This window comes from Bacterioplanes sanyensis, assembly GCF_002237535.1.
Lineage (GTDB): Bacteria > Pseudomonadota > Gammaproteobacteria > Pseudomonadales > Oceanobacteraceae > Bacterioplanes > Bacterioplanes sanyensis_A.
On sequence record NZ_CP022530.1, the window covers coordinates 2,649,290 to 2,665,726 of the forward strand.

Sequence of the window (16,437 nt, forward strand, 5' to 3'; positions counted from 1 at the left end):
ATGCGTAAGCATGGCTCAGATGAGCTCTTTAAACTAAGAGAGAGGAAGGAAAGACTATGTTCAAGAAATCATCCCTCGCACTGGCAGTAGCAGGTTTTGCATTCGCAGGCAGTGCTATGGCCGCGCCAAGTGTCGACTTGTACGGTCGTATCGACTTGGGTGTTGAGTATTATTCAGACGAAGACGGTGTTGGTAGTGACCTGTTTGAAGGCATGCAAGCGACCGTTGGTAACTCTGATGATCGCGACTTCTCCATGACCAACGGTAATAACTCTCGCCTGGGTGTTAAAGGCAGTGAGAAACTGGACTCCGGCCTGACACTGGCTTACCAGTATGAAATGCGTATCGACTCGCTGACCAATGGCAAAGCACCTGGCACTCGCCACGCATGGTTGAGTATTGCCAAAGGCCCACACATGTTGAAAGTGGGTGCTCAGGACAACTATTTGACCCAGTACGGTGGCTTCAACGCTCAGATCAGTGAAGTACATGGCTTTGGTGCATACTACTACACTACCTGTGCAATGCCGGGTTCAATGTCTTGTACATTCCGCACCAACAGCACCATTTCATACACCTTCGGTGGCGGTGCGTTTAGCGGCGATACCTTCACTGCCACTGTTGCTGCGCACATCGCAGAAGACAACCGTAAGTTCGGTCCTGAGGGAGATGAGCAAACCGCTAACGTCGCCGGGATCACTGGTATGACAGCTGGTGCAGAGGTTAACCTGGGCGCGCTGGCAATCACTGGTGCATACCAGACTTCCATGGTGTCTGAAGCAGAAGACTTCGAAGGCGATTTGACTGCACCATCAGTTATGTCTCTGGGTGCGCGCTACGCTGTAATGGATGGCTTCAACCTGGGCTTCAACTACCAGTTGTTGGATCGTGACCTGGACGAGAACAGCGAGCGTAACTCTTGGGTGGTTGGTGGTGACTACCAGCTGACTGAGAACGTTCACTTCCACGCCGGTTTCGGTGCTGGTTCTGACGACGATGATAACGCTCAGCAGCTGGACAGCAACCTGTTCGCTCAAATCATCTACAGCACGTCTGATAGCAGCCACGTCCGTCTGGAATTGGAGCAAGTAACTTACAGCTCTGATACCGATGCACTGGAAGGCGACGCCATGATCGCTCTGGTATCTTTCCGTCAGGGCTTCTAATCGATTCGTCGATTAGCGATAAAAAAACACCCGCTTAGGCGGGTGTTTTTTTATCAGGTTTAATTAATTTTATAGCCGTTATTTTAAGCCAAATTTCTTCCCAAGAATGCCGTCCCGGATTGGCGTGGGTAACCAACGCTGCATCCAAGGCAGTATCCAGCTGCCACTGCCTAAGCGAATCACATCGCTGGGCTGACTTAACAACTGTGCCGTAAGCTGGCGAGCGAATGCTGTAGTGGAGGTCGGATTCTGCTGCGATGCCGTGGCCCTGGCTTCTATCTGCGGCTTGAATGCAGCGTATTCAGATTCGTCGTCAATGAGACCGTCCAGGCTGGCTAACGAATTGTCGCCAAAACTGGACTCTATTGCACCGGGCTGCACGGTAATCACGCGAATATTCCACGGCGCAAGCTCCAGTCGCAGTGCATCGCTCACTGAGTGCAGAGCAGCTTTGCTCGCGCAATAAGCGCCGGAAAACGGCGTTGTTAATATGCCGCTTACCGAACCGATGTTAATGACTTTGGCGTTATTAGCGGCTTTTAAACTCGGCAACAGCGCTTGTGTTAGTCGGACGGGCGCATAGACGTTGGTGTGGAATTGTCTCTCTAGTTGCTCCGTCGATAACTCCATTAGCGGGCCCATGGCAGCAAAGCCGGCATTGTTTATCAGATAGTCGAGCTTGCCGTGGCGGCGGCTAATTTCCTCGGCGCAGCGTGCAATGTCGTCTTCTTTGGTGACATCCAACGCGATGGGCGTCAGCACCTGGTGTTCGCTGTCTTGCAGTGAATGCACATTACGCACACCGGCGTAGACCTTGATGTGGTTGTGCAAAAATTCCTGCATCAGCGCTTTGCCGATGCCGCTGGAGCAGCCGGTGATCAGTGCGATTTTGGTGTCATCCATGTTGATGTTCCTGTAACTGGGGGCGACGTTGAAGCCAGGGCTGAGCTTGTTCTAGCTGCGTTGCCAGCTGCAACAGCGTGCCTTCATCACCCATGGGTGCCATAAACTGCACCCCAAGAGGCAAACCATTGGCTGTCCAGTACAAAGGTACCGACATGGCCGGCGCGCCGGTTAAGTTGGCCAGCTGAGTGAAGGGTAGCTTTTCTAAGTTATCCATGGCCATGGCTTTCACCATGCCAGACTTGAGCAGCAGCGTGTGCAGACCCAGCCCGTTAATGATATGCATACCGATGCGCTCCAGCAGCGGCGGTTCAAATGCTCCGAGCGCTACTGGCTCATCGCCCAGAGTGGGGGTCAGCAGCAGATCGTAGCGTTGGTGAAATAGCGCCATGCTTTGTGCAAACTGGTTCCAGCGTCGCTTGGCGCTGACGAACTCTCCGGCACTGATGCGCTTGCCCAGCATGCCAATGGTGCGTGTGGTGAGCTCCACATCCAGGTTGCTGGGGCGACTGGATAGCAGCTGTGCCACATAGTCCAGATCCGCAGCGACGTGGCCAAAGTACATGGTTAAATACGCATCGGCCAGCGCTTCGCCGTCGAGTTGCAAATCCACTTCGTCCACCTGATGCCCGAGCTGTTGCAGCAGCTCGACGCTGTGCTCCACCGCCTTGACCGCTTCTGCAGCCACTGGGCGGCCGACAAAAGAGCGGGTGCTGACGCCTATTTTAAGCGGTCGCACGGTTTGCTGGCTGGTGGCAAGAAAATCATTACGCACCTCAAGCGGGTAAGGGCTGGCGCTGTCTGGCCCGGCGATGGCGTCGAGCATGGCGGCGCTGTCGCGGACGCTGCGCGTTAGCACATGCTCAACCGCAGCGCCGTCCCACAGCTCGCTGTAATACGGCCCGGTCGGTGTACGGCCACGGCTGGGCTTTAGGCCAAATAAACCACAGCAGGCGGCTGGAATGCGTATAGAGCCGCCACCGTCGCCACCAGAGGCCATGGGAACGATGCCAGCGGCAATGGCGGCGGCGGAGCCACCGCTGGAGCCGCCGGGCGTATGTTCGGTATTCCAGGGGTTGCGAGCCGGGCCAAAGGCTTTCGGCTCGGTAACGCCCATTAAGCCAAACTCTGGGGTGTTGGTTTTGCCAAAGATGACCACGCCGGTGTTTTTGTAGCGTCGCGTCAGTTCGCTGTCGTTGCTGGACGTGTATTGCCGCAGGGCATTGCTGCCGCTGCTTATTGGTGTGCCTGCCAGCTCGCTGATCAAGTCTTTCATCAAGAATGGTACGCCAGTAAAAGGACCCTGTGGCAGCCCTTGTGCAATCTGCGCGCGCGCATGGTCATACAACGGGGTGATGATGGCATTGATGGCCGGATTGAGTCGCTCTGCTAGCTTGATGGCGTGCTCTAGCAGTTCATTGGCGCTGACGTCGCCTCGGCGTACCAGTTCCGCCAGGCCTAAAGCGTCCTGTTGTTGATATTCGCTGGCCAGTGACGTGCGTGTAGGGGATTCGCTGATCGACATGGTGATGCCTGTCCATTGTTATTTTGTTGCCTATCCTAGCGAGTTGTCTGCGCCGCGTCAGCCGTTATGCAAGTGGTGGGATAAATCCGGTCGAATGGCCAAAAAATGGACGCCTTGTTGTTGCAGCCAGCTGAGTCCTTGTGCTTGCTTGAGCATGGCGATGGTCGATAGAGTGCCGGCTAATAGGCAGCTGGGCGCCAGCACGGATATCGACGCCCAATGATCTACCGGCATGCCTGTGTGTGGGTTGAGTAAATGGCAAAAACGCCGACCTTGGTATTCGAAGTAGCGTTCATAATCTCCGCTTGATGCCATTCCGCCTTGGTACACCGGCAGTTGTGCAAACGCATGATCGGGCTTTCTGGGGTGGCGCACACCAATTTGCCATGGCTCCTCATTTTTAGGGCCAAGTACATGCAGGTCGCCGCCAAGATCGACGACGCCAGTGCGAAAGCCGTGCTCGCGGCACACTTGGGCTGCTTTATCGGCGGCGTATTCCTTACCTAAACCACCCAAGTCGATTTCCATGCCAGCGGGCATCAGTATCTGTTGCTGATTCAGCTGGGCCTGCCCCCAGCCGATGCGTGAAAGCAGCGGCGCCAGCTGCCTGCTGTCTGGTATCTGCTGGCGGGTAAAGTCCCACGCCTGGCGCAAGATGCCTGCGCTAATGTCGAACACACCATCGGACTGTTGCCAGGCCACCGACGCGTAGTGCAGTAGCTGGTAGGTTTCGTCGTCGATCTCGGTAGCACTGCCAGCCTGCCGATTGATGCGGCTGAGCTCGCTGTTGTCGCGATAGCGGCTGTATTTGGCTTCAATACGATGCACTTCAGCCGCCGCTGCTTCAGAGGCGGCGAGGCAGTGTTGCTCGTCCCCCGTCAAGATGATTTCACAAGGGGAGGCCATGGCAGAAAACCGATAGCGATGCATCGCGACTCCGTGTGTCATCAATGGCGATAGCTAAGACCTAAGCTCCAAACGTTAAAGTCGACCAAGCCTGGTGTTTCATCATCGGTGGTTTGCAGTAAGGTCAGCTCTTCGTCGGATTGGTAACTTTGCCAGTCTAGGGTGATGCGCCATTGCTGCCAGCTCAGTTGTTGGTTCAAGCCCACGGTAATGGCGCCGAAGCTGGAAAGCCGCGCATCTGAGCTGGCGTACTCACCCACATCGGGCAGCTCTTCGAGGCTGTAAAAATCAGCCTCGGTTTGACGGTAGTAGCGCAGCATAGGAGTGACTTGATAGCGCCAGTGCCCCATTTGCCAAGCCTGTGACCAGCGTGTGGTGATGGTATGCGAGCTGATGCCCCAATCGTCACTGTACAGGCGATAGTCCAGGTGCGCTGCAGCGCCGCCCCAGATATCAAAATGCTGACGATATTGACCGCCGAGGGTGAACTGGTCGCGCTCATCTGGCCGCTCATCGTCGAGCTTATAGGGGTCTGACAGAAAGCCGGTGTGGTGGGTGTAACCGATACCGATATTGGCCACGCGGCGAGCGTCGATCACTTGACTGACGCCGTGGTAGAGCGAGGTGGTGCGCTTGCTGCGGCCGTCTGCGCGCAGTCGGTTGCCTCCAAATTGCTTGGCATCGGTGGGCGACAATTGATCAAAGGAGGTGGTGAATGCCATGTTGAGCGTGGTGTGTTTGTCGTACAGCTCCAAGCTGCCATCGGCGCCGACAAAAACCGATTGGTAGTCATTTTCCGTCGACATGCCCAGCTGCCCGCCGAGCGTGGCATCGTCAAAGTAGCGTTTGGCTGTGCCACTCAGATCGATGCGGGTATCGTCGATGCCTTTACCGCTGGCACCACTCATAATTAGTACGCTTTGCCCTGTGCTGTTCTTGTAGGTTTTCCAAGGCGAAGCACCAGACAAAGTTTCGTATTGAAAGTTGCCGCTGACGTACCAGGCTTCGCCCAGCGGGCGTGCATGGCGCAGCTGGTGGACATCGATGCTGTAGCGCTCAGTATCACCGGCAAATACCCGGCTGGCGGGGGCATCTTCTTCACGGTATTGGCTGTAGCGGTAGTCGGTAACGGTGTCTGTTGGCTGCGCTGCGCCATGGCTGGTCACGGGCAAGGCGGCCGACAAGGCAGTGACGGCTGACAAGGTTTTTTTCATCAATTACATCCACAGCCGCCGCCGGCCGCTTGGCCGCCGCCGGATGAGCCTTCTTTACTGAAATAAATATGACGGTCGAGGCTGCTCTTCATCGGGTCGACTTCCCAGGCCATAACGTCCTCGGACAAATAGCCGCGCTCCCAGGGTTGCACCTGCGCACAGCCGGTGGCGAGCAGAACTAACAGCGGTATCAGGATGCGCATGAGCAGCCCCTTTTACAGTTGATCGAGAATCTTTTTGCGGATCTTTTCCATATCGGATGGCTTAAATCCTTCATGTACGGCGACCAGTTGCCCTTGGCGGTCGATCAAATACGAGGTCGGCATACCGCGTACGCCGTAGCGTTGCGGTGTGTCGCCGTTGTTGTCGTGCAGGGTAGGGTAGTCCACTGGGTAGCGCTCGAGAAAACGCAGGCCATCACCAGCATCGTCGTCGAGATTGATGGCCAATACCTCAAACCCTTGGGCCTGCAACTCGTTACGCAACTCGTTCAGCAGTGGCAGGGACTTGCGGCAGGGCCCACACCAGGATGCCCAAAAGTCGACATACACCACTTTGCCTCGGTACTGCTGCAAGCTGACCTGCCCATCGCCATTGAGGTTCGGCAGGGTAAAATCGGGCGCGGCTTGCTCCGCCCAAGCAGGGCTGATTACCATCAGTAATACCAATAATGCGTAGCGCATAACGCTGTCTCCTAGCTGAACAGACGGAAGCCGTCGTGTGTAAGTGGGTAGGGGTTCAGCTGAGCATGATCGCCGATGCCTATAAAGTCACGCAATGCTGCATTGACATGAGCCGGTGTCAGGATGCGACCACCGCTGTCGGCGCGCCCGCTGCGCGGGTTTAGGGCGAGGGAGCGGAAGTCACTGCTGGTCTCGCCAAATACTTGGCCGCCGTTGAGACGCGAGTCCAGTACCAGCATGCTGGTGACTGGCCAATGGTCTTTGCCGTTACCGGAGTTGTAATAGGGGGTGCGGCCAAAGTCCGAGCCAACTACTACTGTGGTGCGGTCTGCTAGGCCTGCAAACTCCAGTGCCTGCATTAAAAAGTGCACCCCTTCGAGCAAATCACCGAGCCTCGGGTATGCGGCGCCATCGTGGTTGCCGTGGGTGTCAAAGCCGCCGGTGCTGAGGTTGGCGCTGGCCGCCAGTTGGCTGCGAAAGGCCGCCACCACCACCTCGGCCTGGCTTTTTAGGCTGTTAGCGCGGTTTTGGTGCCAGTTTTGATCGCGGTTCACATTGGCGCGAATATCATCCAAATGTACCGTCAGTTGCTCTAGGTTGTTGTCGCTGCTGCGCACGGTAAACAGTTGCCCCAGTTGGCGCCGGGTCAGCGGCAAAGCCGCTTGCTGCTGTTGACGCTGCAGGCGTTGCTGCTGCGCGGTGGCCACCATGGCGTAATGGTCAACGCTGCGGTTGTGGCTGCGATACAAAAAGCCTTTGTCATCGTGGTAATGGTTCGGGTCAGCAATCTGATTGACGAAACCGGCACTGCTGGCGCGCGCTCGGGCCACCAATGAGTCGGTGAAGTCATAGCCACCATTGCTGATGTAAGCCATGGGCAGCTGTGGGCCGCTGGCAGCGGCAAACAGCGCTGCCAAGCTGGGGTAGCCTTCATCCAACTGGCCGGACCAGACGACTCGGTTGCCGGTATCGTGGTTGTTGGTACCGGTATCAATGCCGTTGATAACACGCAGGCGATCGCCGTAGCGGGTGAAAAAACGGTCAAACTGGTCGTTGATGCGATTGCGAACCGTCACGTCGTTGGAGACGCTGTCGGGAATGGCGCTCCAGCGAATGTCTCCATAGCGCTTTGCCGGGTCGATGGCAACGGAGTTGGTCGAGCCTTCGTGGCGATCACTGTTTTCCTGGTAAGCGCGGTTCAGACCCTTGGGATCGCACAATGAAGTAGGGTCCCAACCGCCGGCAGCGTTCACTACCACCAAAAAGCGGTCGAGTTCGGCGGCACTGGCGGTGCGGCTGGTCAGTGGCAAATGTCCAACCAAGCCGGTGGCGGCCAGCAGCTGTAAAAAATGGCGTCGTTGCATGGCCGGCTCCTACTCGTAAATAAAGCGATAGTCAGACAATAAGTACGTCAGTACGGCTTGCCAGGCGTGCAGGCTGTAGCTGTCGTCTTTTTCCAGGCGTTGCTCTTCGCTGAGCTCCTCACCGCGGCGGCCATCAGGCTGCCACTGCCAGCGCCCGCGACATTCCCATTGCAGCCAGGACGATGGCTTAGGGTCGTACTGCTCAGCATCGGCCAGCAGTGCTTGGCCGTTGCTTTGGATCTGCTGATACAACGCCAGGCTGGCCTGCAGCTCTTCGCTATTGTCTTGCAGTTGTTCACCCAATAAACGCCAGTGCAGGTGTTTGAGGGTATCGATAATGCGCTGGCGAGAGGCGTCGTCGCTGCCATCGTCGCCTAGTTGTGCCTGCGGGAACAGCAGGCGCTGTGAGCGGGTAAAGTCCAGCGCCGTTGCGCGACACGCCATTTCCGTGGCCATACGCTGCTGAATGGCGATCATCAGGCCGCTAGGCTCGCGAATTCGCTCAATCACACTGTCTGAGTCCATGCCACCGAGCATGATGCGGTTGTTCTCATGTCGCAGCTCATCCCAGCCAAAGCCCAGTGTGGTGTTTAACTTGCGCTGCAGCTGCTCCGGGCTAAGGAATTGTTGCGCCCCCAGCTGTTTGTGCCGCTCTGGTGCAGCGCTGCTGCTGGCGCGGAAATAGGGGCTTAAAATGATGCCCTTGACGGCGGTTTTAATGCGCCAGCCATCGCTGACCATGGCCTGGCCAATCTGATTGAGTACTGCGCGCTGCTCGTTAAAGGCGGCGATGTCTGTGCTGCTGGCGCCATCATTGGGGGTTCGCAGTGGCTCCTGGCCGATCAGTCCTTTGTACAAGGTGCGTACGGTGGCGCGCACAAAGCGCGGGTCGTTGGCGATTTCTTGCCCCAGCCATTGCAACATATTGCGGAAATAGCCATCGGCACCGGACAGCGGCAGAGTTTTCCCGCCCAGGCCAGCCGGTTCAATATCCGAGCTGTCCCAGCGGTTGCGTGAGCTGTTGCCGGTCACGATATAACGGCCACGGTCGGTCCAGTGTTGGAAGGCAGAAGACACTGGGTCCATGACCTGGTGACAGGCGTAACAGGCTGGGTCGAGCAGGGTTGGGTTGGCTTTTTCTTCGCCAATGCCATCTCCCGGGCGCTCACCTTCGATACGCAAGATGTCGGTATCGAGGAAATAATCGAACACCTTGTAAGCGCGATGGCGATTGCGATTGGTTTGTGTGGTGGGGTAACGATTCAGGAACATGGCGGAGGTCAAAATGCCCGCATGCGGAATGCCGCCGATTTCATATTCCGTTGGGTTTACGATGCGCGCGGGGCGAAAGTCGGTTGGGTCAAAGTGCACCGCTTGGCCATTGCCTTCACACACAGGCTCCGGCAATTGGCGAAAGTCCGCGCGGCCGATGACTTCGGCGTCATAGACTTGCTGGCTGTACCAATTGACCATCATGTAGTCGGCGTTAACAAACAAGGTATGCGGCAGTTTGTTCTGCGCGGCATGTCGAATCAGCTGCAGTCCTTCGCGTGCCACCGCATCGTTGGTGATGTTGCGCACACAGTTGCGCAGATCTTTGTTGTCGTCGCCGGCATAGCGATCGTTGTACCACTTGCGGTTGGGGTAGTCGTCGCTGTCGAGCAAGTTAACGCCGCCTTCGTTGAGGTTGCGACTGAGGTACTTGTCGGTCAGGAACTGCTCGTTGAACAACTCCATTAAACGTTGATAAAACGCCTCTTCTTGCATCACGGCATCGAGAATGTCACCAATACCGCTGTCACCGCGTTGGGCGACGTGTGCTTCTTCTTGCGCGCTCGGCAGGCGGCCGGCCAGCGTCAAAGTGGCACGGCGCAGGGTGGCGATGGCGCTTTCGTTGTCGGCATCGGCTATCTCACTGGCCAGTTGACTGCTGCTGCGGCCGTTAAAGGCAAACAATATGTACTCAGCGGTATTGGTGGCGCAGTCGTCGATGCAGGCGTCGACATTGGCAATCGGCATGGTGCGTGCGATTTCATCGGCAAGCACGCCGACGGAGGTACAAGTGGCACAGCCGACGAGGGAGCTGCCAGCACTGCTGCCATTACCATTGACGCCATGACAACTGGCGCACATTTGGTCGTAGAGTCGTTTGCCTTCCGGGTTGGCGGGATTGTATTGGTGGCCATCGCTGCCAGCAGAATTGCCGCCAACATCGCCGGAATAGTCGCTGTTGCAGGCGCTCAGTAGCAAGGCCAGCAGGGCAGCGAACAGGCGTACGCTGTTCATGTCGTCTCTCCAAGCAATTGGCCTTATGGCCTTGTTATGGATCGGACCTTAGCAAATTCAGTATGGAGCAACTGTGATGGACTTAGTGTTCGGACAGACGATCGGTGGTGGCAGGGTGTTGACGTTCAAAATGGGCACTGGCACACATGTCGGCCATATCAGTTGATAAGTCGGACGAAGAAATAGCAGCGATCCAGCGAAAAAGCCGGGTATAAAGAGGAAAGTTTGAAAATAGCGAGGAAGGATATTTATGGTGCCGAAGGAGAGACTCGAACTCTCACGAGCGTAAGCTCACTGCGACCTGAACACAGCGTGTCTACCAATTCCACCACTTCGGCGGCACCATTTTTTATTGCACCATCAAACAAGGCTGTTTAATGGTGCCCAGGGAGAGACTCGAACTCTCACGAGCGTAAGCTCACTGCGACCTGAACACAGCGTGTCTACCAATTCCACCACCTGGGCTTACCGTTGCCGGTCATATCAAGCTGCCTGTAATGGTACCAGAGGCCGGACTCGAACCGGCACACCCGTTAAGGCGGGGGATTTTGAATCCCCTGCGTCTACCAATTTCGCCACTCTGGCATCACGGCATCGCTTGATGGCCGCGTATATTACCGTCGAAAATTTTGCTGTCAAACTTTTTTTAAGAAATTCCTGTAGTTACAGCAACTTAACCGCTCGCATGGGTAAAGAAACGTGCTGCTCTGTGGCATTTGTGTCGGCCACTCTTAACAAGGTGCACGGGCTCAGGTAGCCTTGCGGCGTTTGTAGCGCCGACCCCGAGTTGGCATCCGATTCGGCCTGTTTCGCCGTTTGCGAAGGAAATTTGATGAAAACCAGCGACTTTAGCTTTGAGTTACCGAATGAGCTGATCGCCAGTGAGCCTATGTCTGAGCGCAGCGCTTCTCGTCTGCTGTGTCTCGATGGCCGCGACGGTCAACTGCAACACCGTCAATTCACCGATATCGAGCAACTGCTCGAGCCGGGCGATCTGTTAGTGTTCAACAACACGCGGGTGATTCCGGCGCGGTTGTTTGGTGAAAAAGACAGTGGCGGCAAGCTGGAAGCGCTGATCGAGCGCATACTGCCAGAGCAAGAGGTGCTGGCCCATGTACGCTCGTCGCGCTCGCCTAAAGCCGGCCAAATCATTACTTTGGGCGGTGAGCGTGCAGAAGTGTTGGGCCGCGAAGGCAGTCTGTTTCGCTTGCGTTTTATGATGCAGCGGCCGGTACTGGAGCTGTTGGACGAGGTGGGACATATTCCTCTGCCGCATTACATGGAGCGCGAGGACAACCAGCTGGACCGTGAGCGCTATCAAACCGTTTATGCAGAAAAACCCGGAGCGGTGGCAGCCCCGACAGCTGGCTTGCATTTTGATGAGCCATTGCTGGCGCGACTGCGCGAACGCGGCGTTCGTTTCGCTTACGTGACGCTGCACGTCGGTGCTGGTACGTTTCAACCGGTCAAAGTGGAGAACATTGCTGACCATCAAATGCACGCCGAGTACATTGAGGTCAGTGATGAGGTGGTGGCTGCGGTGCAAGCCACCCGAGCGGCTGGCCATCGTGTGGTGGCGGTGGGTACGACCTCCATTCGCAGCCTAGAAAGCGCCAGTCAAAGCGGTGATATCGCGCCGTTTTATGGCGACAGCGATATCTTCATTTACCCCGGTTATCAATTCCGCAGTGTTGATGCGGTGATCACCAACTTCCATTTGCCGGAGTCCACATTGATCATGCTGGTGTCGGCATTCTCGGGCCAGGAAAATACCCTGAACGCCTATCGCCAGGCGGTACAGCAGCGCTATCGCTTCTTTAGCTATGGCGACGCTATGTTTCTTTCTCACCCGCACACGCCCAGCCAAGGAGCCGACCATGACGCGTAAATGTCATATGAATTTCACCCTGTTAGGGCAAGACGACAGCAGCTTTGCGCGCCGTGGCACCTTATCTTTCCCGCGCGGCGATGTGCAGACACCGGCCTTTATGCCAGTGGGCACCTACGGCACGGTTAAAGGCGTGACCACGGATCAAGTCGAGGAGTTGGGGGCGGAGATTATTCTCGGCAATACCTTCCACCTGATGCTGCGACCCGGCACCGAGATTATCCAGCAACACGGTGATCTGCACGATTTCATCGGCTGGGATAAGCCGATCCTGACCGACTCTGGCGGCTTTCAGGTATTTAGCTTGGGCGATATGCGCAAAATTACCGAAGAGGGTGTGACCTTTCGCTCACCGGTGAACGGTGAAAAGGTGTTGATGACACCTGAAAGCTCGATGCAGGTACAGCGCGAGCTTGGCTCAGACATCGTGATGATTTTTGACGAATGCACACCGTATCCTGCGACGGAAAAAGAAGCCGCCGATTCCATGCGCATGTCGCTGCGCTGGGCCAAGCGCAGTAAAGAGGCGCATGGCGACAGCACAGCTGCGTTGTTTGGCATCATTCAAGGTGGCATGTACGAAGCACTGCGCGACGAGTCACTCGAAGGGCTGACCGCCATCGGTTTTGATGGCTACGCCGTGGGCGGCCTCAGTGTCGGTGAGCCTAAACCAGACATGATGCGTGTACTGCGTCACACGGCGCCCAAAATGCCAGCGGACAAACCGCGCTATTTGATGGGCGTGGGCAAGCCTGAAGACTTAGTGGAAGGCGTGCGTCGCGGCATCGATATGTTCGATTGCGTGATGCCAACTCGCAACGCACGCAACTCGCACCTGTTCACCTCGACCGGCGTGTTGAAGATTCGTAACGCCGCCAACCGCACCGATACCGGGCCTGTGGACCCAGAATGCGATTGTTACACTTGTAAAAACTACAGTCGGGCTTATTTACATCACTTGGATCGTTGCAAAGAGATACTCGGCGCGACGCTGAATTCCATCCATAACCTGCACTATTACCAGACCCTGATGGCCGGTTTGCGCCGTGCATTGGAAGAAGGTACATTTGCCGACTTTGTGGACGAGTTCTATGCCAAACGCGGCTTGCCAACGCCAGCGCTGGACGTGCCAGATCAGGCACCAGAATAACGAATTAGTCACCAGCGCTTGTGCGTCTGGAAACATTTAATGGGAGATAGATAATGAAGTTTTTGCTCGCTGTTGCAGCCTTATTCGCCTCTGCCAGTGCTCTGGCTGAGGGTGGCGCAGGCCAAGCTCCAATGGGAGTCACAGGTCAGCTGATTTTCCTCGGCGGTTTTTTGCTGATCTTTTACTTCTTGCTGTGGCGTCCACAGTCTAAGCGCCAGAAAGAGCACCGCGAGCTGATTGGTGGCCTGGAGCGTGGTGATGAAGTCGTTACCGCCGGTGGCATGCTGGGAAAAATTGTTAAAGTGACCGACGACTTTGTGGTGGTCGAAGTAGCTGACAACGTGCAAATGCCGATTCAAAAAGTTGCGGTTACGGCTGCGCTGCCAAAAGGCACTATTAAAGAAGTAAAAGCGTAAATCCTAAGCGGCACCTCGGGTGCCGCTTTGCGTTTATCGACTGTCTCGCCAGATATAGGAATTATGGCATCCCATGCTGAATAAGTACCCCTTGTGGAAGAACCTACTAATCGTGTTGGTGGTTGTGATATCAGCCATTTACGCCGCACCGAATCTTTATCCACCGGACCCTGCTATCCAGGTAACGCCGTCGCAAGCGGGTGCAGAAATGTCGGAGGCGACCTTGGCCAAGGTGCGCGCCGCCATGACGGATGCCAAGCTGGATTTCTTTGGCGAAGAAGTGATCGACGGCACGGCACTGTTTCGCCTGCAGCAAACCAGCGACCAATTGCCCGCTAAAGCCGCTGTACAGCGTGCTTTGGGCGATGATTATGTTGTTGCCTTGAACTTAGCGCCGACCACGCCGGACTGGCTGCTGAGCTTAGGCGCTGGCCCGATGACCTTGGGTCTTGACTTGAGCGGCGGTGTGCACTTCCTGATGGAAGTCGACATGGAAGAGTACATGGCGGGCAAAGTCAGCAACTATCGCCAAGAGTTGCGCACACGCCTACGCCAAGAAGATTTGCGTTACCGCCGCATTCAGGTGGAAGGCGACTATCTGCGCATCAGCTTTGAAGACGAAGCCACGCGTGACACGGCAGAAAACTTCTTTATCCGTGAGTTCCCTGAGTTTTCTCGCACCACCGAAGAAGTGGCGGAGTTTTACGACCTCAAGCTGCGTATGACGGAGCAGCAGATCAAAACCTACGAAGACTATGCGGTAAAACAAAACTTATCGACGCTACGCAATCGTGTTAATGAACTGGGTGTGGCTGAGCCTCTGGTGCAGCGTCAGGGCCGCAATCGCATTGTGGTGCAACTGCCGGGTGTTCAGGACACGGCCGAAGCGAAGAAGATTCTCGGTAAAGCGGCCAACCTGGAGTTTCGTTTAGAAGCCGAGCCAGGTGCTAACCGTTTCACCACCGAAGAATACCCATTCCGCAGCGAAGCCTTTCGCACCGCGCGTTTGGAGAAAGCCGTGATCACCACGGGTGACAGTGTGACCAATGCGCGCTCAGCGTTTGATGAAAATGGCATGCCACAGGTGAACATCGACCTAGACGCCAAAGGCGGTGCGCGCATGACGCAAGTGACGCGCAAAGCGGTGCAACGTCGCATGGCGGTACTGTTTGTTGAGCGTAAACCTCGGACGACCTACGAAATGGTGGATGGCGAGGAAGTGGTGAAGACCGTCCAAGTGACGGAAAAATCGATCATCAGCTTGGCCACCATTCAAACCACGCTGGGCAGCAGCTTCCGTATCACCGGCCTGCAAGCAGCCGAAGCCAGCGAGCTCGCTTTGCTGCTGCGTTCAGGTGCATTAGCAGCGCCGATGTACTTTGTTGAAGAGCGCACCGTTGGCCCAAGCCTGGGTAAAGAAAACATCGAGATGGGTGTGCAGTCGGTGATGGTCGGTCTGGCCTTGGTATTAGTGGCCATGTTGGTGTTCTACCGAGCGTTCGGCCTAATGGCGAATATTTCACTGATGGTGAACATTGTCATGCTGGTGGCGCTGATGTCGATCGTTGGTGCCACGCTGACCTTGCCGGGCATTGCCGGTATCGTATTGACCGTTGGTATGGCGGTGGACGCCAATGTGCTGATCTTTGCGCGCATTCGTGAGGAATTGAAGAATGGCCGCTCACCACAGCAAGCCATTCACGAAGGTTACAGCCGCGCCTTTGTGACCATCTTTGATGCCAACCTGACCACGCTGTTGGTGGCGGTGATCTTGTTTGCTGCAGGCACAGGCCCAGTCAAAGGCTTCGCGGTGACGTTGTCATTCGGTATTTTGACGTCGATGTTCACGGCGATTGTGCTCAATCGTGCCATGGTGAACCTGGTGTACGGCGGTCGTCGTGTTGAATCCCTAGCAATTGGAGGTCGGGTATGAAAACTCTGGACTTTATGAAGGCCAGAGGGATCGCTCTGGTGTTATCCATTGTATTGGTGTTGGCGTCGATTGGCTCGGTCGCCGTTCAGGGCTTGAACCTGGGTCTTGATTTTACCGGTGGTACCTTGCTGGAGGTAAAATACCAGCAGCCAGTGGCTCTGGAGGGCATCACTGACACTCTGGAAGATGCCGGTTACCGCGATGTTACCGTGCAAAACTTTGGCTCTGAGACCGACGTGCTGGTGCGTATGTCGGAGGCCTTCCGCGACGATCTGGGCAATGAGGTGTTGGGTGTGCTGCAACAGCAGCTGCCTGAGGATAATGAGATTCGTCTGGAACGCAGTGAGTTTGTTGGCTCACAAGTGGGCGAGGAGCTGCGTGATGAAGGTGGCCTGGCGCTGCTGATGGCGCTGGCTGTGGTGATGATCTATGTTGCTGTGCGCTTCCAGTTCAAGTTCTCTGTCGGTGCTGTGGCGGCCTTGTTTCATGATGTCATCATCGTGGTCGGCTTATTCTCGCTGTTCCAATGGGAATTTGACCTGAATGTATTGGCGGCCTTGCTGGCGGTGATCGGTTACTCCTTGAACGACACCATCGTGGTATCGGACCGCATTCGTGAGAACTTCCGCATCCTGCGCCGTGGCGGTGCTATCGACGTCATCAACGAGTCACTGAACCAGACTCTGGGTCGTACGCTGATGACCTCATTGACGACGGCTCTGGTGCTGTTTGCGTTGATGGTGTTTGGCGGTGAAATGATTCATGGCTTTGCCGTGGCACTGATGATCGGTGTGTTGGTGGGTACGTATTCTTCGATTTATGTGGCGGCCAATATTCTGCTGCTGATGAAGATCAGCCGTGAAGACTTGATGCCTCCTGAGCTGGAAGAGGTGGACGACCGTCCTTAGTGTTTGTGCCCAGCGCCCATCGCGGTGCTGGGCAGTCCTTTCTTGTCAGGCGCTATTGTTGCGTCTTTAGCTCGCTGCTTTTCCATGTCTCTTTC

At 55.9% G+C, this 16,437-nt stretch carries 14 protein-coding genes and 3 tRNA genes; 6 read left to right on the forward strand and 11 right to left on the reverse strand.

Features of this window, described 5'->3' with window-relative positions:
* Window positions 1–56 precede the first annotated feature (56 nt).
* Window positions 57–1,166 (forward strand): porin, encoded by a 1,110-nt coding sequence (locus CHH28_RS12330; protein WP_094060591.1) that lies wholly within the window; start codon window positions 57–59, stop codon window positions 1,164–1,166.
* Window positions 1,167–1,244: 78 nt separating this feature from the next.
* Here the strand turns inward: CHH28_RS12330 and CHH28_RS12335 are convergent, their stop codons facing one another.
* The 11 genes from CHH28_RS12335 to CHH28_RS12385 all read right to left on the reverse strand — a co-directional run bounded on the left by CHH28_RS12335 (window position 1,245) and on the right by CHH28_RS12385 (window position 10,632).
* Window positions 1,245–2,069 carry an SDR family NAD(P)-dependent oxidoreductase gene (locus tag CHH28_RS12335; RefSeq protein ID WP_094060592.1) on the reverse strand — a complete coding sequence of 275 codons (825 nt, stop codon included), beginning with the start codon at window positions 2,067–2,069 and terminating at the stop codon, window positions 1,245–1,247.
* Window positions 2,062–3,594: an amidase gene (locus CHH28_RS12340; RefSeq protein ID WP_094060593.1), complete on the reverse strand. Its 1,533-nt coding sequence runs from the start codon at window positions 3,592–3,594 to the stop codon at window positions 2,062–2,064. Before CHH28_RS12340 ends, CHH28_RS12335 begins: the two co-directional genes overlap by 8 nt.
* Before the next feature lie 57 nt (window positions 3,595–3,651).
* Window positions 3,652–4,524 carry an FAD:protein FMN transferase gene (locus tag CHH28_RS12345; protein ID WP_094060594.1) on the reverse strand — a complete coding sequence of 291 codons (873 nt, stop codon included), beginning with the start codon at window positions 4,522–4,524 and terminating at the stop codon, window positions 3,652–3,654.
* 17 nt (window positions 4,525–4,541) lie between these two features.
* Complete coding sequence (locus CHH28_RS12350) at window positions 4,542–5,714, reverse strand: DUF3570 domain-containing protein (protein WP_094060595.1); 1,173 nt, start codon at window positions 5,712–5,714, stop codon at window positions 4,542–4,544.
* A complete protein-coding gene (locus CHH28_RS12355) occupies window positions 5,714–5,917 on the reverse strand; it encodes a DUF4266 domain-containing protein (RefSeq protein ID WP_094060596.1) in 204 nt (67 codons plus the stop codon). The genes CHH28_RS12350 and CHH28_RS12355 overlap by 1 nt, the downstream gene beginning before the upstream one ends.
* Window positions 5,918–5,929: 12 nt before the next feature.
* Window positions 5,930–6,397, reverse strand: coding sequence for a TlpA disulfide reductase family protein (locus CHH28_RS12360; protein WP_094060597.1), 468 nt, complete (start codon window positions 6,395–6,397; stop codon window positions 5,930–5,932).
* A gap of 11 nt (window positions 6,398–6,408) precedes the next feature.
* Complete coding sequence (locus tag CHH28_RS12365; protein WP_094060598.1) at window positions 6,409–7,761, reverse strand: DUF1501 domain-containing protein; 1,353 nt, start codon at window positions 7,759–7,761, stop codon at window positions 6,409–6,411.
* Window positions 7,762–7,770: 9 nt separating this feature from the next.
* A complete protein-coding gene (locus tag CHH28_RS12370; protein WP_094060599.1) occupies window positions 7,771–10,047 on the reverse strand; it encodes a c-type cytochrome in 2,277 nt (758 codons plus the stop codon).
* A 251-nt stretch (window positions 10,048–10,298) separates the two neighbouring features.
* Window positions 10,299–10,385, reverse strand: a tRNA-Leu gene (locus CHH28_RS12375).
* 40 nt (window positions 10,386–10,425) lie between these two features.
* Window positions 10,426–10,512, reverse strand: a tRNA-Leu gene (locus CHH28_RS12380).
* A gap of 33 nt (window positions 10,513–10,545) precedes the next feature.
* Window positions 10,546–10,632: transfer RNA gene (locus CHH28_RS12385), tRNA-Leu, on the reverse strand.
* Window positions 10,633–10,879: 247 nt separating this feature from the next.
* Between CHH28_RS12385 and queA the strand changes: the two genes are divergently transcribed.
* From queA to secF, 5 genes are all read left to right on the forward strand, one after another.
* A complete protein-coding gene (queA, locus tag CHH28_RS12390; protein WP_094060600.1) occupies window positions 10,880–11,935 on the forward strand; it encodes a tRNA preQ1(34) S-adenosylmethionine ribosyltransferase-isomerase QueA in 1,056 nt (351 codons plus the stop codon).
* Entirely contained in the window at window positions 11,925–13,085 is a 1,161-nt protein-coding gene (gene tgt, locus CHH28_RS12395) for a tRNA guanosine(34) transglycosylase Tgt (protein WP_094060601.1), read from the forward strand. Before queA ends, tgt begins: the two co-directional genes overlap by 11 nt.
* 131 nt (window positions 13,086–13,216) lie before the next feature.
* Entirely contained in the window at window positions 13,217–13,501 is a 285-nt protein-coding gene (yajC, locus tag CHH28_RS12400) for a preprotein translocase subunit YajC (protein WP_420093162.1), read from the forward strand.
* Between the two features lie 73 nt (window positions 13,502–13,574).
* Window positions 13,575–15,434 (forward strand): protein translocase subunit SecD, encoded by a 1,860-nt coding sequence (gene secD, locus CHH28_RS12405; RefSeq protein ID WP_094060603.1) that lies wholly within the window; start codon window positions 13,575–13,577, stop codon window positions 15,432–15,434.
* Window positions 15,431–16,342, forward strand: coding sequence for a protein translocase subunit SecF (secF, locus tag CHH28_RS12410; protein WP_094060604.1), 912 nt, complete (start codon window positions 15,431–15,433; stop codon window positions 16,340–16,342). The genes secD and secF overlap by 4 nt, the downstream gene beginning before the upstream one ends.
* Window positions 16,343–16,437: the final 95 nt, after the last annotated feature.